Source organism: Pseudomonas sp. Pseusp18 (genome assembly GCF_059506005.1).
In genome coordinates this window covers 1,430,164-1,446,746 of record NZ_CP169240.1, presented here as the reverse complement: position 1 = coordinate 1,446,746, position 16,583 = coordinate 1,430,164, and the positions used below count along the sequence as shown (strand labels likewise).

Annotated in this window: 14 protein-coding genes; 5 read left to right on the top strand and 9 right to left on the bottom strand. The window is 58.7% G+C overall.

Translation table 11 applies throughout. The features are described 5' to 3' along the window. Nucleotides 1-8 precede the first annotated feature (8 nt). The 4 genes from flgC to ACEN9A_RS06310 form a co-directional block, all read right to left on the bottom strand. Entirely contained in the window at nt 9-452 is a 444-nt protein-coding gene (gene flgC / locus ACEN9A_RS06325) for a flagellar basal body rod protein FlgC (RefSeq protein ID WP_007937507.1), read from the bottom strand. A gap of 3 nt (nt 453-455) precedes the next feature. After that, a complete protein-coding gene (flgB, locus tag ACEN9A_RS06320; RefSeq protein WP_007937506.1) occupies nt 456-863 on the bottom strand; it encodes a flagellar basal body rod protein FlgB in 408 nt (135 codons plus the stop codon). A gap of 348 nt (nt 864-1,211) precedes the next feature. Beyond that, nucleotides 1,212-2,039, bottom strand: coding sequence for a protein-glutamate O-methyltransferase CheR (gene cheR, locus ACEN9A_RS06315; protein ID WP_019582906.1), 828 nt, complete (start codon nt 2,037-2,039; stop codon nt 1,212-1,214). A gap of 46 nt (nt 2,040-2,085) precedes the next feature. Next, on the bottom strand, nt 2,086-3,018 hold the full coding sequence (locus ACEN9A_RS06310; RefSeq protein WP_019650363.1) for a chemotaxis protein CheV: 933 nt from the start codon (nt 3,016-3,018) through the stop codon (nt 2,086-2,088). Nucleotides 3,019-3,099: 81 nt separating this feature from the next. On the opposite strand from ACEN9A_RS06310, the gene flgA reads away from it, so the two are divergent. The 4 genes from flgA (at nt 3,100) to ACEN9A_RS06290 (ending at nt 5,706) form a co-directional block, all read left to right on the top strand. Then, nucleotides 3,100-3,861: a flagellar basal body P-ring formation chaperone FlgA gene (flgA, locus tag ACEN9A_RS06305; protein ID WP_019582904.1), complete on the top strand. Its 762-nt coding sequence runs from the start codon at nt 3,100-3,102 to the stop codon at nt 3,859-3,861. 167 nt (nt 3,862-4,028) lie between these two features. After that, entirely contained in the window at nt 4,029-4,355 is a 327-nt protein-coding gene (flgM, locus tag ACEN9A_RS06300; RefSeq protein WP_007937499.1) for a flagellar biosynthesis anti-sigma factor FlgM, read from the top strand. A gap of 48 nt (nt 4,356-4,403) precedes the next feature. Continuing rightward, nucleotides 4,404-4,871: a flagella synthesis protein FlgN gene (locus ACEN9A_RS06295; protein ID WP_018926324.1), complete on the top strand. Its 468-nt coding sequence runs from the start codon at nt 4,404-4,406 to the stop codon at nt 4,869-4,871. Nucleotides 4,872-4,959: 88 nt separating this feature from the next. Beyond that, nucleotides 4,960-5,706 carry a flagellar brake protein gene (locus ACEN9A_RS06290; protein WP_258672721.1) on the top strand — a complete coding sequence of 249 codons (747 nt, stop codon included), beginning with the start codon at nt 4,960-4,962 and terminating at the stop codon, nt 5,704-5,706. 63 nt (nt 5,707-5,769) lie between these two features. Here the strand turns inward: ACEN9A_RS06290 and ACEN9A_RS06285 are convergent, their stop codons facing one another. The 4 genes from ACEN9A_RS06285 to ACEN9A_RS06270 all read right to left on the bottom strand — a co-directional run bounded on the left by ACEN9A_RS06285 (nt 5,770) and on the right by ACEN9A_RS06270 (nt 11,078). Next, nucleotides 5,770-7,152 carry an MFS transporter gene (locus tag ACEN9A_RS06285; RefSeq protein ID WP_258672720.1) on the bottom strand — a complete coding sequence of 461 codons (1,383 nt, stop codon included), beginning with the start codon at nt 7,150-7,152 and terminating at the stop codon, nt 5,770-5,772. Nucleotides 7,153-7,222: 70 nt separating this feature from the next. Next, nucleotides 7,223-8,464, bottom strand: a complete 1,242-nt coding sequence (locus ACEN9A_RS06280; protein WP_258674148.1) for a glutamine synthetase family protein — start codon at nt 8,462-8,464, stop codon at nt 7,223-7,225. 320 nt (nt 8,465-8,784) lie between these two features. Further along, complete coding sequence (locus ACEN9A_RS06275; protein WP_019650360.1) at nt 8,785-9,477, bottom strand: sensor histidine kinase; 693 nt, start codon at nt 9,475-9,477, stop codon at nt 8,785-8,787. Continuing rightward, nucleotides 9,474-11,078 carry a tetratricopeptide repeat-containing response regulator gene (locus ACEN9A_RS06270; RefSeq protein WP_138866960.1) on the bottom strand — a complete coding sequence of 535 codons (1,605 nt, stop codon included), beginning with the start codon at nt 11,076-11,078 and terminating at the stop codon, nt 9,474-9,476. Before ACEN9A_RS06270 ends, ACEN9A_RS06275 begins: the two co-directional genes overlap by 4 nt. Before the next feature lie 368 nt (nt 11,079-11,446). On the opposite strand from ACEN9A_RS06270, the gene ACEN9A_RS06265 reads away from it, so the two are divergent. Beyond that, nucleotides 11,447-15,595: a CheR family methyltransferase gene (locus tag ACEN9A_RS06265; protein ID WP_258672719.1), complete on the top strand. Its 4,149-nt coding sequence runs from the start codon at nt 11,447-11,449 to the stop codon at nt 15,593-15,595. Between the two features lies 1 nt (nt 15,596). On the opposite strand, the gene ACEN9A_RS06260 is transcribed toward ACEN9A_RS06265, so the two are convergent. Next, entirely contained in the window at nt 15,597-16,136 is a 540-nt protein-coding gene (locus ACEN9A_RS06260) for a hypothetical protein (protein WP_258672718.1), read from the bottom strand. Nucleotides 16,137-16,583 lie beyond the last annotated feature (447 nt).

The following is a 16,583-nucleotide window of genomic DNA, read 5'->3' as shown; positions in this document are numbered from 1 at the left end:
GCCCCTTATCACTGACCGAGGGTCAGGACCTTCTGCATCATGGTTTTGGCGGTGTTCATCATTTCGGCGTTGGTCTGGAACGAACGGCTCGCGGAAATCATGTCGGCCATCTCTTCGACGACGTTGACGTTCGGGTAGTAGACGTAGCCCTTGGCATCGGCGGCCGGATGATTCGGCTCGTAGCGCGCTTCAAGGTTGCTCTGGTCTTCGACCACACCCAGCACTTGCACGCCTTGACCGGCCGCGTCCTGGTTCTGGAACAGCGAATCGCTGCCGCCGCTCTGGCCACCCTGGAACATGGTGGCGAACACCGGGTGACGGGCGCGGTAGGTCTGGTCGATGCTCGACGAAACAGTCTCGGCGTTGGCGATGTTACTGGCGACGGTGTTCAAGCGAGTGGTCTGGGCACTCATGCCGCTACCGGCAATGTTGAAAACACTGGACAGGGACATGAATTACTCTCCGCGCAGGGCTGACACCAGCCCTTTGAATTTACTGTTGAGCAGGGTGAAGCTGGCCTGGAAGTTGACCGCGTTTTCCGCGTAGTTCGACTGTTCCAGTTGGGCGTCCACGGTGTTCTGGTCGATCGACGGTTGCATCGGCGTGCGATACATCAGCGACTCGTCGCCATTGCCCAGGCCTTCAGCTTCGATGTGACGGCTGTTGGTCATGCTCAAGGCGAACTTGCCGTTTTTGGTTTTCTCGTTTTGCTCGGCGAGCACTTTCGAGAAGTCCAGATCCCGAGCCTTGTAGTTCGGGGTGTCGGCGTTGGCGATGTTGTTGGCCAGGACTTCGGCACGCTGAGCGCGGAAGCCCAGGGCTTGTTCGTGGATACCGAGCGCTTTATCGAAGCTGATGCTCATGTCGGGAAACCTTCGGGTGACCTGATTTTTCGTAACGTGAACATAGCAAGCGGCGTGCCAATTCAAAAAAGCCCGTAAACCGGGGCTTTGCGAGCAGTGACGAGGCGGCAATGCCAGAAAAGCGGCAACCGATTTCCGCCGCCTGCCGCTTTTCTGCCGCTTTCCTACATTGCGACACGCCCCCTCGTAGGAGCTGCCGAAGGCTGCGATCTTTTGATCTTGAAAAGCAAAATCAAAAGATCGTCCGAACGCGGCCCGAGCCTTCGGCAGCTCCTACGTGATGCAAAAGCGCCAGGCATAAAAAAACGGGAGTCCCAATGGACTCCCGTTTTTTATGCCGTCAACGAATCACTTCGCCTTGTAAATGATCCCCGGGCTGCACTGGACCATCTGGTAATGGTCCGGCAAACCGTTCAGCGCTTCGGACGCGCCAAGGAACAGATAACCGCCCGGCTTGAGCGTGCTGTGAATGCGCAACAGGATGTCTTTCTTCACCTCGGCGGAGAAGTAGATCAGCACGTTGCGGCAGAACACGATGTCAAACTTGCCCAGGCTTGCGTAGCTGTCCAGCAAGTTGAACGAGCGAAACTCCACCCGACTCTTGATTGGTGCCTTGATGGCCCAGCGCCCCGGCCCCTTGGGGTCGAAGTAACGCTGAAGGCGCTCGGGCGACAGACCGCGACCGATGGCCAGGCTGTCGTATTCGCCGGTCTTGCAGTTGGTCAGCATGCTGCCGGACAGGTCGGTGGCAACGATCTGCACGCCCATCTTCAACTGGCCCATGTTGACCCGTTCGAACTCATCGATGGACATCGACAGCGAATACGGTTCCTGACCCGACGAACACGCCGCCGACCAGATCCGCAGGCGCTGACCGGGGCTGGCCTTGATCGCTTCAGGCAATACCTTGTTCTTCAAGACTTCAAACGGATAGGTGTCACGAAACCACAGGGTTTCGTTGGTGGTCATGGCATCCACCACCATCTCGCGCAAACCGCTACGCGGCTGGGTCTGGATGCGCTGAACCAGCTCACCCAACGATTTGATGCCCTGCTGTTCCATCAGTTTGTTGAGACGGCTCGAGACCAGATATTGCTTGTTTTCACCGAGCAAAATGCCACAGGCTTTTTCCAGGAATACCCGGAACTGTTCGAAATCCAAATTACCCGTAGACAAAGATACCGCCTCTTAAATCGTGTTGACCGCCAGGGGCAGAAGGCCTCTAGCTGTTATCTGCTGCTTTGATCCGGTCGACTACCCGGGATGCCAGGTCATCAGGACGGAACTTGGCCAGGAAGTCATCGGCACCGACCTTCTTGACCATCGCCTGATTGAACACACCCGACAACGAAGTATGCAGGATGATATGGAGCTTTTGCATGCGCGGGTCGTTGCGGATCTCGGCCGTCAGGGTGTACCCGTCCATCTCCGGCATCTCGATGTCGGAGATCATCATCAGGAACTCTTCTTCCGGCTTCTTGCCCTCGTCGACCAGCTTGCGCAGGTAATCCAGCGCTTGCCGACCATCGTTCAACGCCACCACTTCGACACCGATCGTTTGCAGGCAACGGGTCACCTGCTTGCGCGCCACCGACGAGTCGTCGACCGTCAATACGCGCAAGGAGAGCGCCTTGTGCTGGGTTTCAACATCGACCACGCCCACCGAAATCGCTTCCGGCGTCGGCGCCACTTCCGCCAGCACCTTTTCGACGTCGATGATTTCGACTAACTGGTTGTCGACCCGAGTCACAGCCGTCAGGTAGTGATCGCGCCCCGTGCCCTTGGGTGGCGGATGAATCTCCTCCCAGTTCATGTTGACGATGCGCTCCACCGACCGAACCAGGAAACCCTGGGTCTTGGTGTTGTACTCCGTGATGATCACAAAGGGATTGCTCTGGTCCAGCAACCGACCGGCACCGGTCGCCATCGCCAGATCCAGGATCGGAATGGTTGCCCCCCGAATATTCGCCACACCGCACACGACAGGACTGGACTTGGGCATCAGGGTCAGCTTGGGGCATTGCAGCACCTCGCGAACCTTGAACACGTTGATCCCATACAGCTGCTGGCCGTCGAGACGGAACAACAACAGCTCAAGGCGATTCTGCCCTACCAGTTGCGTGCGCTGGTTCACCGAATCCATTACACCAGCCATGCCCAGACTCCTACACCAACGCTAAGTGTGTTGCGACGCACATTCATCACGAAACGGCACGGCGCTTGCTTTTTAACTCTTATGAACACAGAACCGACATTTTTCCGACACCTGACATCAACCTGCCGCAGATTGCTCTGCGCGATGTCGGCCGCTTGCCTGTTCAACGCTGGCAGCCCTGCCCTTGCTGATACGGTTACCTTGCCTGACATGCTTATCGGCGTCACCCAAGGCTTTCTTGAATTCACCGTAGAGGACTATCTGGCCACCAGTCAAACGCAAGGTCGCTACGAAATCCAGGTCAACCAGCTCGATCCGCGCCTGCGCATGCCTATGTGCGACAAGGAATTGACAGCCACCCTCGAGAGCCCGGCAAGGCCTCTGGGACGGGTCACGGTCAAGGTTCGCTGCGATGGCGCCTCGCCCTGGACGGTCTTCGTGCCCGCTCAAGTGAAGCTGTTTCGCGACATTGTGACGACCACTCGTCCGCTCAAGCGCACAGGGATTATCGAACCTCAGGACGTAACCCTGCGCGAGCGTGATATCAGCCTGATAAATCAGGGGTTTCTGACTTCCGTCGATCAGGCGATCGGGCAAAAACTTACCCGACCAATGGTCGCCGATCAGATCATTACGCTGGTGCATCTCGAACAGGCGGAAGTGGTTCGCAAGGGCGACCAGGTGGTGATTACCGCCCGCAGCGGTACGCTCAGTGTGCGCATGCCGGGTGAAGCGCTGTCCAACGGCGGCCTGAGCGAGCAGATTCGCGTGAAGAACCTTAACTCCCAGCGGGTCATCAAGGCGCAAGTCACAGCGCCCGGCCAGGTGGAAGTGGCCATGTAAGGGCTCTGGGTGTGTGAAGTGATGGCGCACCGCCTGGCGGTTGCCTAAACTGTGCCGCATGCAGGGCATGCGCTGGCGCATGCAAGCTCATTGATAAATGGGCCTAAAGTTTTTCGGGGAATCGCCGAAAACATGGCAAGCGTCCAAATATCCAGAGGTTTATTGTCATGGTCATCGATTTCAGTCGTTTAAACAGCTCCTCGTCACTTACGGGCAGTACGCGTACCAGCACCGCCAAGGAAACCGCCGAAGCCGGCCAATCCGCGCCGCTGAATACCCCGGCCGAACAGGCCAGTACCACCAAAAGCGGGGAATCGGTACACCTCAGCAATGAGGCTCAACAGTTGCAGAAGGTCACTGACAAGCTGCGCGATCAGCCTGCCGTCGACAACGCCCGCGTGGCCGAGTTGAAAGCAGCGATTGCCGATGGCAGCTATAAAGTCGACAGCAACCGTGTAGCCAGCAAACTGCTCAACTTCGAAGCCCAGCGCTAGGCCACGGCCCGCGCCAGGCTTTTGGACGCTTAAAACCCAAGGCCAGCCATGCACGACACTCATTTACTGCAACTGATCATCGACGACTTTGCCCCGGCGCAACAACTGCTGGAGCTGCTGCAAACCGAGTCCCTCGCCTTGCACGGTCGCGACATGCCACTGCTCGAAGAAATCCTGGCGCATAAACAGGCATTGATCATTCTGCTCGAACAGCATGGCCGCAAGCGCAGTGAAATCCTCGCCAGCCTCAACCTGCCAACCAACCGCCAGGGCCTGGAGCAACTCGCCAGCCAGTCGAGCATTGGCGAACGGTTGCTGGGACAGAGCGACGTGCTGACCGACCTCCTGGCCCAGTGCCAGGCCGCCAATGCCAACAATGGCCAGTCGATTCTGGTGCAGCAGGCCGCCACGGCCAACCAGCTGAAAATCCTCACCGGCGGCGAGCCGCCAGCGCTCTACGATGCCCGCGGATCAACCTCCAAGCTCGCCAAGCCACGCCCGCTCAGTCAGGCTTGAGCCTTTCAATGAGCACGCCCTATCAAGACGCGAAACATGCTGGCAGAATGCCGGCCAGTAGTCATATTTGTCTGGAGATTGATACCTCGTGTCCAATGCCTTAAGCGCGGAAGATGCTCCGCAGCCACCCAAGGTGCTCACCACGCCCCTGGAAATCTCCGGCAACCTGCGTCAGCTGCAAGACAGCCATGACCCGCTGATCATCACGTTCCATGAGCGCAGCCAGCGCTTCCAGAGTTATCTGGTGGACGTCGACCGTGACAGCAAGATGATCGCCCTGGACGAAATGATCCCGCGCGACGGCGAACGCTTTCTGCTGGCCGGCGAACCGTTCAAGGTCGAAGGCTTCCACGACGGCGTGCGCATCGCCTGGGAAAGCAATGGCCCGCTGACCATCGACGAGTCCGGTGATGGCCGCTGCTACCGTGGCGCGCTGCCCGATGAGGTGGTTTACCACCAGCGCCGCAATGCTTTCCGCGCTGCGTTGAAGCTGGCACAACTGGTCAATGTCGAGCTGGGCGGTGAGAAACTCAAGTCGCCCCTCGGCGGCAAACTGTTGGACATCTCCGCCACCGGCTGCAAGTTGCGCTTCGAAGGCGACATCACCGCCAAGCTGCAATTGGGCCAGGTCTACGACCGCTTCATCGCCGCCCTGCCCTTCGGCAACATGACGGCACCGGTGGAGCTGCGTTACCTGCACTTTGAAGAAAAGATCAACACCACCTTCGCCGGCGTGCGTTTTCACAACATGAGCGGCCTGGTGCAACGGCAGGTCGAGCGGTTCGTCTATCAGCTTCAGCGTGAAGCGCGGCGCTTCGATAAAGACGATTTCTGATACGCCCCGCCAATAAAAAACGGGCAGTCCCTTGCGGGGACTGCCCGTTTTTTTATGCCTTGATCAAGGCCGCGCTTCGGTAAAACTTTGCTCGCGACCTGCGTCCGGGTCTTCTGAATCCGAAACTGGTTCAGGTTCTGGTTCGGACTCGGCATCCGGATTGACATCAGCCTCCGGGTTGACCGGGTTCTGCATCTGATCCTGCACCACCTGCTCATCGACACGCGGGTCAAGGCACGCCACCAGTGGCGAACTCGACATGCTGTCGGGCATGGCCACATGATGCAGCGGAGCATCGTCCACCTGATGCAGATTGGTCACCGCTTTCGGGCGGATTCGCCACACCAGCACCAGCGCGAAGAAGCTGAAAAAGGCATAGAGCATGTGACTGCCGAACAACTTCATCAGCACCCCGGCCACCAACGGTCCGACACTCGCGCCGACACCGTAGGTCACCAGCAACATGGCCGTCAGCGACACCCGGCGATCACCCTCGACGTGGTCGTTGGAGAACGCCACCGCCAGCGGGTACAGGCAGAACTGCACCAACGAACAGAGGAACCCGGCGATGAACAGCACCTCCAGCGGTACCTGCTGCATGATCGCCAGCGGCAGCGCGGCCAGCGCCAGGCTAAACGCAAAACTGCGGATCAATACCGCCCGGTCATAACGATCCGATAGCCATCCCAACGGCCACTGCACCACCAGGCCTGCAAAAATGCAGCTGCCCATGAACAGACCGACCTGCTCGGTGGACAATCCTTGCTGGGAGGCATACAGAGGCGCCAGGCCGTAGAACGAACCGACGATCAATCCCGCCCCCAACACCGTGCTCAGTGACTGCGGCACGCGTTTGATGAAGAAGCGCGGCTCCATCGGCGCCGGGTGCAAAGGTGCCGGGTGAATCCGCCGGGTCAGGGCCACTGGCACCAGACACAGGGCGAAACACAGTGCGACCAGCATCAGCAGTTCCAGGCCCAGGCCCGGGTGCATGACCAGAATCAGCTGACCCAACACCAGCCCCAGGTACGAAGCGATCATGTAGCCGCTGAACACCACGCCACGCTGCTTGGCTTCTGCCTGCTCATTGAGCCAGCTTTCGATCACCATGTACTGGCACATCATGCCCAGGCCAACAATCACCCGCAGGAACAGCCACGCGGGCAGCCAGTCCACCAGGCCGTGGCCCAGCACCGCCGCACCGACGATCCCGGCGCAGGCTGAATAAGCTCGAATATGCCCGACCCGGGCAATCAGTCGATGGCCGATCTTGCCGCCCAGCACCAGGCCGAAATAGTTGGCCGCCATCAACGCGCCGACCCACAGGCTGTCGACCTTATCGGCCGCCAGGCGCAGGGCAAGGTAAGTACTCAACAGGCCCGAGCCGATCAACATCATCAGCGAGGCGAAATAAAGTCCTCGAAAGGATTTCAGGATTTGGCGCATCGGCGTTCCGAGCGGCTCCTTGCAGTGAGTATCGGGCTATCGACAACGATAGCCCGATGGCGACGGGTCGTCAGGCCTGGGCTGCTAGAACACGCCGTTCCCAGGGAGTAATTTCATCGAGGAAGCTGGTCAACTCCAGGGTCTTCGAAGCGATGTAGCCTTCGATGAACTCCTTGCCGAACAGTTCCTTCGCCAATTGGCTACGTTTCAGACGTTCAAGAGCGGCATGCAAGGTACACGGCAACGCAAGATTATCCGGCACCACGAATTCGCCCCGGACCGCTTCGCTCGGCTCCAGTTTGTTTTCGATGCCATACAGCCCCGACGCCAGGCTCGCGGCGATCGCCAGATACGGGTTGGCGTCAGCCCCTGGCAGGCGGTTTTCGACCCGACGAGCGACCGGAGAACTGGCCGGAATGCGCAGGCCGGCCGCGCGGTTGTCATGGGACCAGCAAGCATTATTGGGCGATGCAAAAGGATGGCACAGGCGCTGATAAGAGTTCACGTTCGGCGCAAACAGCGCGGTGAAATCCGCCAGGCCAGCCTGTTGGCCACCGATGAAATGACGGAAGGTCGCGGTCGGCTCGCCGGCCTTGTCGCTGAACACGTTACGCCCGCTGTCGATCTCGACGACGCTCTGGTGAATATGCATCGAACTGCCCGGCGTGTGAGCCAACGGCTTGGCCATGCAGACCACGGTCAGGCCATGCTTGAGCGCCACTTCCTTGAGCAGATGCTTGAACAGCAAGGTCTGGTCGGCCAGCAGCAGCGGATCGCCGTGCAGCAGGTTGATCTCGAACTGACTGACGCCCATCTCGTGCATGAAGGTATCGCGCGGCAAGCCCAGCGCCGCCATGCCTGCGTAGACTTCAGTGAAGAACGGCCGCAAGCCGTTATTGGAGCTGATGCTGAATGCCGAATGACCGTCCTCGCGACGACCGTCCAGGCCCACTGGCGGCTGGAAGGGTTGCGTCGGGTCAGGGTTGGGCGCGAACACAAAGAATTCCAGCTCGGTCGCCACGACCGGCGCCAGACCGAGGGCGGCGTAGCGAGCGATCACTGCCTTGAGTTGGCCGCGAGTCGACAGGTGCGAGCTCTCGCCAGTCAGTTCCTGCGCATCGCATATGGCCAGTGCCCGAGGGGGCGAACTCCAGGGCAAGCGATGGATCTGCCCCGGATCAGGCACCAGCGCCAGATCGCCATCATCGCTGCCATAAAAGTGCGCGGGCGGATAGCCGCCCATGATGCATTGCAGCAGCACTCCCCGCGCCATCTGCAAACGCCGCCCCTCAAGAAATCCTTCAGCGGTCATTACCTTGCCGCGTGGTACGCCGTTCAGGTCCGGCGTGACACATTCAATCTCATCAATGCCCGTCAATCGCTGCGCGAGTGAGCGATGGCCATCGGTTGTCATGACGCAATCCTTGTTGTTGTACGAGCCGCGAACGGCGACCCGTACAAAATAGGCTCCGGCTGTTCGGAATATCAAGCAGCGTCAAACAAAAAGGCGCAATCGCACCGTAGGAGCTGCCGCAGGCTGCGATCTTTTGATCTTGCCTTTAAAAAACAAAGTCAAAAGATCGCAGGCTTCGCCAGCTCCTACGGGGAGTATTCCAGGTCAGAAACGGCGCTCTATGGGAGGTAGAGACTGAACACACCACCGCCCAACGGGCCGCCATTACTGATTTCGGTGCGTCCGCCCACACCATCACGCTGATGCAAGGCGGCAATCCGCCCGGCGAAGTACAAACCAAGGCCGGTGCTGCCACTGCTGTGGTTGATGCCCTGCACATAGTCGGCCTGACGCTCGATCATCTCGGGTGGATAACCCTCGCCATCGTCGTTGATGGTCAGCACCAATTGCCCGGCCTCATCGCTGACGCTGATCAACAAGGCATGCCGGGCGTAACGGATGGCGTTGTTGATGCTGTTGGCGAGCACCGAGGCAATCAGCTCCCGATCGAAGAAACCCAGCGGGCTTAACGGGTCCACTTCATAGGTCGCGATAATGCCGCGGCTGGCGAACACTTCCTGGTGAGCCGCCAGTTGCGCCTCGATGAAGTCATCCAGTTCATGGTAGGCCGGCTGCAACGGCATCTGGTTGACGCCCAGCTTGTACAGCCCCAGCAACTGCACCAGCATGCCATTGAGGTGGGCGAACTCGAAGTCGATCACGCCCTGCTCCGGGGTGTGCCGCTCAGGGTCGGGTAAGCGTGCCAGCCATTGGCTGTGCGCCTGCATCAGCATGGCCAGAGAGTTCTTCATGTCGTGCACGGTGGAGGCAATCACCGTGGAGAAGTCGAGTGACGGTTCGCTGTCGATCATTCGCCGAACGCCTTGATTTTCAGTTTCTGGTAGCGCGGATAACGCGCATCGGTATCGGGCATCAGGCCGACCGTTTTCAGGCAGGCCCGGCACTCTTCCAGCTCGGCCGACGGCACGCTGGTGTCGGTGCCATGCAGCAGCGACTGCGCCATGTTCAGGGCAATACTGATGTTCTTCGGTTGCAGCGCCAGGGCTTTGCGGAACACATCCCGGGCTTCCACCAGATTGCCGGTCTTGTACACCCGCACGCCCTGACGGTTGAGGTCGGCGGCGGCGTTGCCCGAGTTGAGGATGGTCGGGTCGTCGGTCAGCTTGGCGATGCCCTTCATCACGGTCGGATCGTCGCCGTAGATTTCCGCACAGTTTTTCAACATCGAAGCACCAGCACTCGCCTGCCCGAGCATTTGCAGCTGCTTGGCCACCAGCAGCGCCGCTTCGGCGCTCATGAACTGTTCCATGCCATCGAGGCGCATCATCGCTTGCTCGGTGAGCTTCTCGGCGGTCTCGGCATCGTTGAGCAACAGGCTGGTGGCCTTCATCAAACGCGCGCGAATCTGCAGGCCCGGGTCTGACGGGTTCTCCTTCGCCACCGCACTCAGCGTCGTGTTGATTTCCAGTCGGGTTCGAGTGTCCAGGCCCTTTTCCGAGCCTTTGCTGATCAAGGCATGGGCCAGGCCGAGGTTGCTTTCCGCATCCTTGAAACGTGACTGCGCCCCTTGGTTAACGGCCTGGCGATAGGCTTTGGAGGCAGTGTCAAAGTCTTCGTTGGCCATTGCCAACTTGCCTAGCAACGCTTGCCGACGCACCGCCAGCGGCGACAGGCGAATAGCCTCTTCCAATACTTTCTGCGCCGCTTTGGTGTCGCCTTCGGCGACCAGCACATCGGCCATGCCATCGTAGAGGGCCGGCATCATCGGGAAGACTTTCAAGGCTTTTTCGTAAATGCCCTTGGCCTGGCTGACCTGCCCGCGCTTGAACAGCAATTGGCCCAATCCGGCAAATGCCCAAGGCAAAGGCCGATCGGCAATGATGCTGTCGTAAAGACGCTCCAGCGCTTCGTTCTGATTCAAGTCGCGCAACGCATCGGCGCGGTAACGCAGGCACAGCGGCGAATAACGAATGTCCTGTTTGCACAGGGCGATGCAGGCATTGAGCACTTCAACCGGTTTGCCCCGGTCAAGCGCTTGCAGGATCGGCTTGAGCAAGGTCTTGCGCTGTTCCAGTCGCTCCAGGCGCTGGGCCAGACCGGAGCGGTTGAACGGTTTGGTCAGGTAAGCGTCGGGCTCATGCTCCAGCGCGCTGAGCACCATGGCCTGGCTGGTTTCGGCGGTGACCATGACAAACACACTTTCATGGCTGATCAGCTTCTCGATCATCAGGTCTTCGAGCACCTGCTGACCGTTCTTCTTGCCATCGCCCAGGTGGAAATCCTGCAGGATGAAGTCATAGGACTTCTGCGAGCACATGCGCAGCGCCTGCTCACCGGTATCGGCGGTGTCGACGTCCTTGACGCCCAACTCCCGCAGCATGGACCTGACGGAACTGCGGAAATCCGAGAAATCATCGACGATCAAAAAGCTTTTTTGGTGATACGACAGCATCGAAGATTTCCAGGCAATTTAAGGAAGAACAACCCAAAGGCAACCACACGGGCAAACTCAGCTTCGCGCCCTTTTTGGCGCGCAGATGATAGCGAGAGGCCATAGGCTATCAAGTCATTTCGCACAAGCCGTGATTGCCAGCCGCCAAAAGCGACGACCATCGAGGTTATCGGCCAGTAGTCGCGTTCCCTTGAAGCGGCGGGAGTGCAATCGCGCATTGGCTTGTCAAAAACTTATATAGCCGCACAAATGCGCGCTAAATAATTGAAGGTGTTATTGAAAAACGGGATTATCCTGTTTTAAGAAACCCGCGTTTTATACCCGCTCGCCCTCAATACGTTTTACATCGCCAGCAAAGGCAGAAGGAAATGACCACAGCCCCCAAGCACTCGGCCACGGCGCCCGAGCGAAAGGTATTGAGTCCCAGCACCCTGGACTTTCCCGTGGTGGGCATTGGCGCTTCGGCGGGCGGGCTGCAAGCCATTAAATTGTTCTTCGAGAACATGCCTCACGACAACGGCATGGCATTTGTGATCATTCTTCACCTGTCGCCCGACCACCAAAGCATCGCAGACCAGATCATCCAGGAATCGACCCGGATGCAGGTCCTGCAGGTCACCGAAACCGTGCCGATCGAGAAAAACCGGGTGTACGTCATCTCACCGGCGCAGCGGCTGACGATGAATGACGGCAACCTGGAGGTCAGTGACAACGATCCACACCTGGGGCGCCACGCCTCGATCGATCTGTTCTTTCGTGACTTGGCTGATGTCCATCAGGAGCGCGCCTTTTGCCTGGTGCTTTCCGGCAGCGGCTCCGATGGCGCGGTCGGTTTGTCACGCATCAAGGAACAGGGCGGTATCACCATGGCCCAGATGCCGGAAGACGCCGAGTTCGACGGCATGCCTCGGGCGGCCATCGAGACCGGCATGGTCGATCTGGTGTTGCCTGTGGTGGAAATGCCGCAAAAGCTGCTGGACCTGTGGCACAACTCCCGGGAAATCAGCTTGCCCGCCGCCAACGATCCGCAACTGCAAACCATTGCCTCGATATCCGAGCGCGAAGCAGCACTCGCCGAGCAAATGCTGCACGACATCCTGATTCTGTTGCGCACCGGCACCGGCCATGACTTCAAGCACTATAAACGCGCGACGGTATTGCGCCGAATCGAGCGCCGGATGCAAGTCACCGCCCAGCCAGAGCTGGGGGCTTATTACCGCTACCTGCAAGACAATCCCGAAGAAACCAAGGCGTTGCTGGCAGACATGCTGATCGGCGTGACCAACTTCTTCCGTGATCGCGAAGCCTTCGAAGCGCTGGAGCGCGATATCGTGCCGCAACTGGTCGGCGCCGCGGTGTCGGCCCAGCCTGAGAAAGAAGAAATCCGGATCTGGTCGGCTGGCTGCTCCACCGGCGAAGAAGCCTACAGCCTGGCGATGCTGGTCAACGATCAGCTGCAACTGGAGGCCAGCAACGCCTCGCTGCAAATTTTCGCCACCGACATCGACGAGCGCGCCATCAGCTTCGGTCGGGCCGGTCTCTACCCGCAAGCCATCGTGACGGATGTACCGCCAACGCGGCTGCGGCATTACTTCATCAAGGAAGATGAGCACTATCGGATTCGCAAGGAAATCCGCGAGAAGGTGCTGTTCGCCAAGCACAGCCTGCTGTCCGACCCACCCTTCTCGCAAATCGACCTGATCGTGTGCCGGAACCTGTTGATCTATCTGGATCGCGAAGTTCAACGCGAAATCCTGCAGATGTTCCACTTTGCATTACGGCCCGGTGGCTTTCTGTTCCTGGGCTCTTCCGAAAGCGCAGACGCTTGCCATGAGCTGTTCACGCCGGTGGACAAACGCAACCGGATCTTCCGTGCAAAAACCGGCACCGCGAGTAGCCGACGTACGCCGACCGTGCCGCGCGGTGGTTATGTGCGCTCCAATATTTCCCGGCAGGCGCCGCAAAACGTCGTGCAGCGCAAGCTGTCGTTCGCCGACATCCACCAGCGCGCCCTCGAACGCTACGCTCCGCCGAGCATGATCGTCGATACCAACGCCGACATCCTGCACATGAGCGAAGGTGCCGGGCGTTTCCTGCGACATGTGGGCGGAGAGCTGTCACGCAACCTGCTGACGCTGATCCTTCCGGAACTGCGCCTGGAAATCCGCACCACGCTGTTCCAGGTCCAGCAGAGCGGCCTGGCCGTGAAATCACGCGAGGTGCCGATCAAGCGCGAAGAGCGGCGTTACAAGGTCAGTCTGGAGGCGCAGCCTTACAAGGATGACGAGTCGGATGGCGAGTTCGTCCTGGTGATTTTCGAGGAAGTCGAAGTCGATCCTTCACAAGCGACGGCCACGACCCTGCTGCAAACCGAAAGCCAGGTGCTGTCCAACCTGGAACGTGAACTGCAGCGCACCAAGCTGCACTTGCAGGACACCATTGAACAATCGGAAATCTCCAGCGAAGAACTGAAAGCTTCCAACGAAGAAATGCAGGCGATCAACGAAGAACTGCGCTCGGCCACCGAAGAGCTGGAAACCAGCAAGGAAGAGCTGCAATCGATCAACGAAGAGCTGCTGACGGTCAACTACGAGCTGAAAACCAAAGTCGAAGAAACCGACAAGATCAACGACTACCTGACCAACCTGATCGCCTCCACCGACATTGCCACGGTGTTTGTCGACCGCAGCATGCGAATCAAGTGGTTCACCCCGCGCGCCACCGACATTTTCAGCATGTTGCCGGTGGATACCGGCCGCTCCCTGCTCGACATCACGCATCGCCTGCACTACGACGACCTGGCGAGTGACGCCGCACTGGTATTCGAATCACTGAACATGATCGAACGCGAAGTCAGCAGTACCGACAAGCACTGGTATATCGCCCGTCTGCTGCCCTACCGCTCCAGTGAAGACCATATCGACGGCACCGTGCTGACGTTCATCGACATCACCAAACGCCGCGAGGCCGAAGAAGAACTGCGCCTGGGCGAAGAACGCATGCGTCTGGTGGCCGAAAGCACCCGCGACTACGCGATCATCACCCTTGATGAACAAGGCGTGATCACCACCTGGAACAAAGGCGCCGAACTGATCTTCGGCTACAGCAAGGCCGAGGCCGAAGGCGCTTACTACGACTTCATTTTTTCCGCCGAAGACCGCGCCACCGGCGTGCCTGAAACCGAACTGCTGGGGGCTCGCACCCATGGCCGTTCCGAAGATGAACGCTGGCACCTGCGCAAGGACGGCAGCCGCTTCTATTGCAGCGGCGAAGTGACCTTGCTCAGCGGTGACAGCCTTCGCGGCTACGTGAAAATCGCCCGGGACCTTACCGGTCACAAACGCCAGCATGAGGAACAAAGCCAACAACTGGCCGAGACGCTGAACACCAATTACCTCAAGGATGAGTTCTTCGCGGTCATGTCCCACGAACTCAAGCATCCTCTGAACCTGATCCAGCTCAACGCCGAACTGTTGCGGCGCTTACCGGTGACCAAGTCGGTGGCGCCGGCCGCCAAAGCCGTCAACACCATCTGCGATGCTGTCAGCAGCCAGGCGCGGATCATCGACGACCTGCTGGATGTCGCCCGCGTGCGCACCGGCAAGCTCAAGCTCAAACCGATCGCCGTGGATCTGGCCAGTGTGCTGCGCGACATTTACACCGTCGTCCTCAACGATCAACACAGCACCACCGTCGAGCTGTATGTGCCTTCGGAGCCGTTGATGGTGCGCGCCGATCCGACGCGCCTGGAGCAGATCATCTGGAACCTGGTGAATAACGCACTGAAATTCACCCCGCCCGACGGCCGCGTGCAATTGATCGCCAGCCTGGCCGGAAACATGGCGCGGCTAGACGTCAAGGACAATGGCACCGGCATCGCGACCGAGAACCTCGAACACGTATTCGACCTGTTTGGCCAGGCTGAAACACAGCACGCCAACCACCAGCGCGAAGGGCTGGGCATCGGTTTGTCACTGGTGCGCCAATTGACCGAGGCCCAACATGGCACGGTTGAAGTGAATTCGCCGGGCGTTGGGGAAGGCTGTACCTTCACTGTCTATTTGCCGCTGGCCAGTAGTGAAGGCAAAACCCAAACCACAACGCCAACCGACGAGGTATCAGGAAAACTGAGCGGCCTGACGATTCTGCTGGTCGACGACTCCGCCGAGGTACTGGAAACCCTGAAAATGCTGCTGGAAATGGAGGACGCCGAAGTCGTTGCCTTCGATCGTCCATGGGATGCTCTGGATGCGGCAACCAACAGCCACTTCGACCTGATCATTTCGGATTTGGGCATGCCGGTCATGAACGGCCACGAACTGATGCAAGCATTACGTCAGTTGCCCCACGTCAAGGATGTGCCGGCCATTGCCCTGACTGGTTACGGCGCTATCAGCGATATTAAAAAGGCTCGTCAATCGGGCTTTGACCAGTACATTGGAAAACCGGTGTCCTACGATGACCTGATCGCGACCATCGAGACCCTGCGACAGCACCGGGCATCAGGTTCTGAATAGCTCAGCGTAAATAGGCGCGTTGTACACAGATGCGCCGGTCAATCGCCTGCTTCAGTCGCTCCTTGTGGTCCGCCCAGACCCTGGGATCGACTTTGGGCGCGCGCATGAGGTCAAGCATGGCCGCTTTGGCGGCCAGGTATTCCGACCACGCGTCTTCACAGCTGAGCTTGAAACGCTCACGTTCGTTCATTTCCATCCGTCGCAGCGCCAGTACCGACTCATCGGTGATGACCGTACCGAGCGTCAGTTGCACCCGATGAGGTGCAACGAACGCCTGCGTGCCCGCTACAATCTCCCCCGCTCGCAGCGCGCCCCACTTCAACGCCGCGCAGTAAGTCTCATCACTACCCCTGTCGTGAAACTCCTCACACAGCATGATCCCATGGTTATCGTAAACACCGATGAACACCTGGGTGATCCCCTCACGACTCAGTCGTGCCCGCACTTCCACTTGCGTCCCGTCACCGAGCACTTCTTCATGGATGTGGTGAGGTAATCGGGGGTCGGTCCATAACCAGAACTGTGCACCTCTGTGTCGCATTGCTTGGCTCCTTGAGTGGAGTCAGAAGTAATACACAGCAATGACTGACTTTCCACGTAAGTCGTCAGGTGGTTCGAGCAAGAAAAAAACCGCCAGAGGAATGCTCTGACGGGCTTTTCTAACCGCTGACGCTGCAATTTTAGAGTGTCCTTGCACTGGAATTACGCAGCCAGCCCTTGCCGCATAAGGGTTTCAGCTCATTTTAGGCGCACCACTATTGAGTGCCTGCGGGCACTTCGCCAAAAACAAATCGACATAATATTGACACCAAAACATCCACTTGTCGGAATATTGGCACATCGTACTGTTACCTGCGCTTAACACCTTTACAAAGCCTGACCCCACAACTAAACACCTATCAAACTGATATCAGGAAAGGCCGTCTCCCTGAGTCAGTGCTGTACCAAAACACGGCCTCACCTAGCCATTACTTCAGGAGTCCCTTTC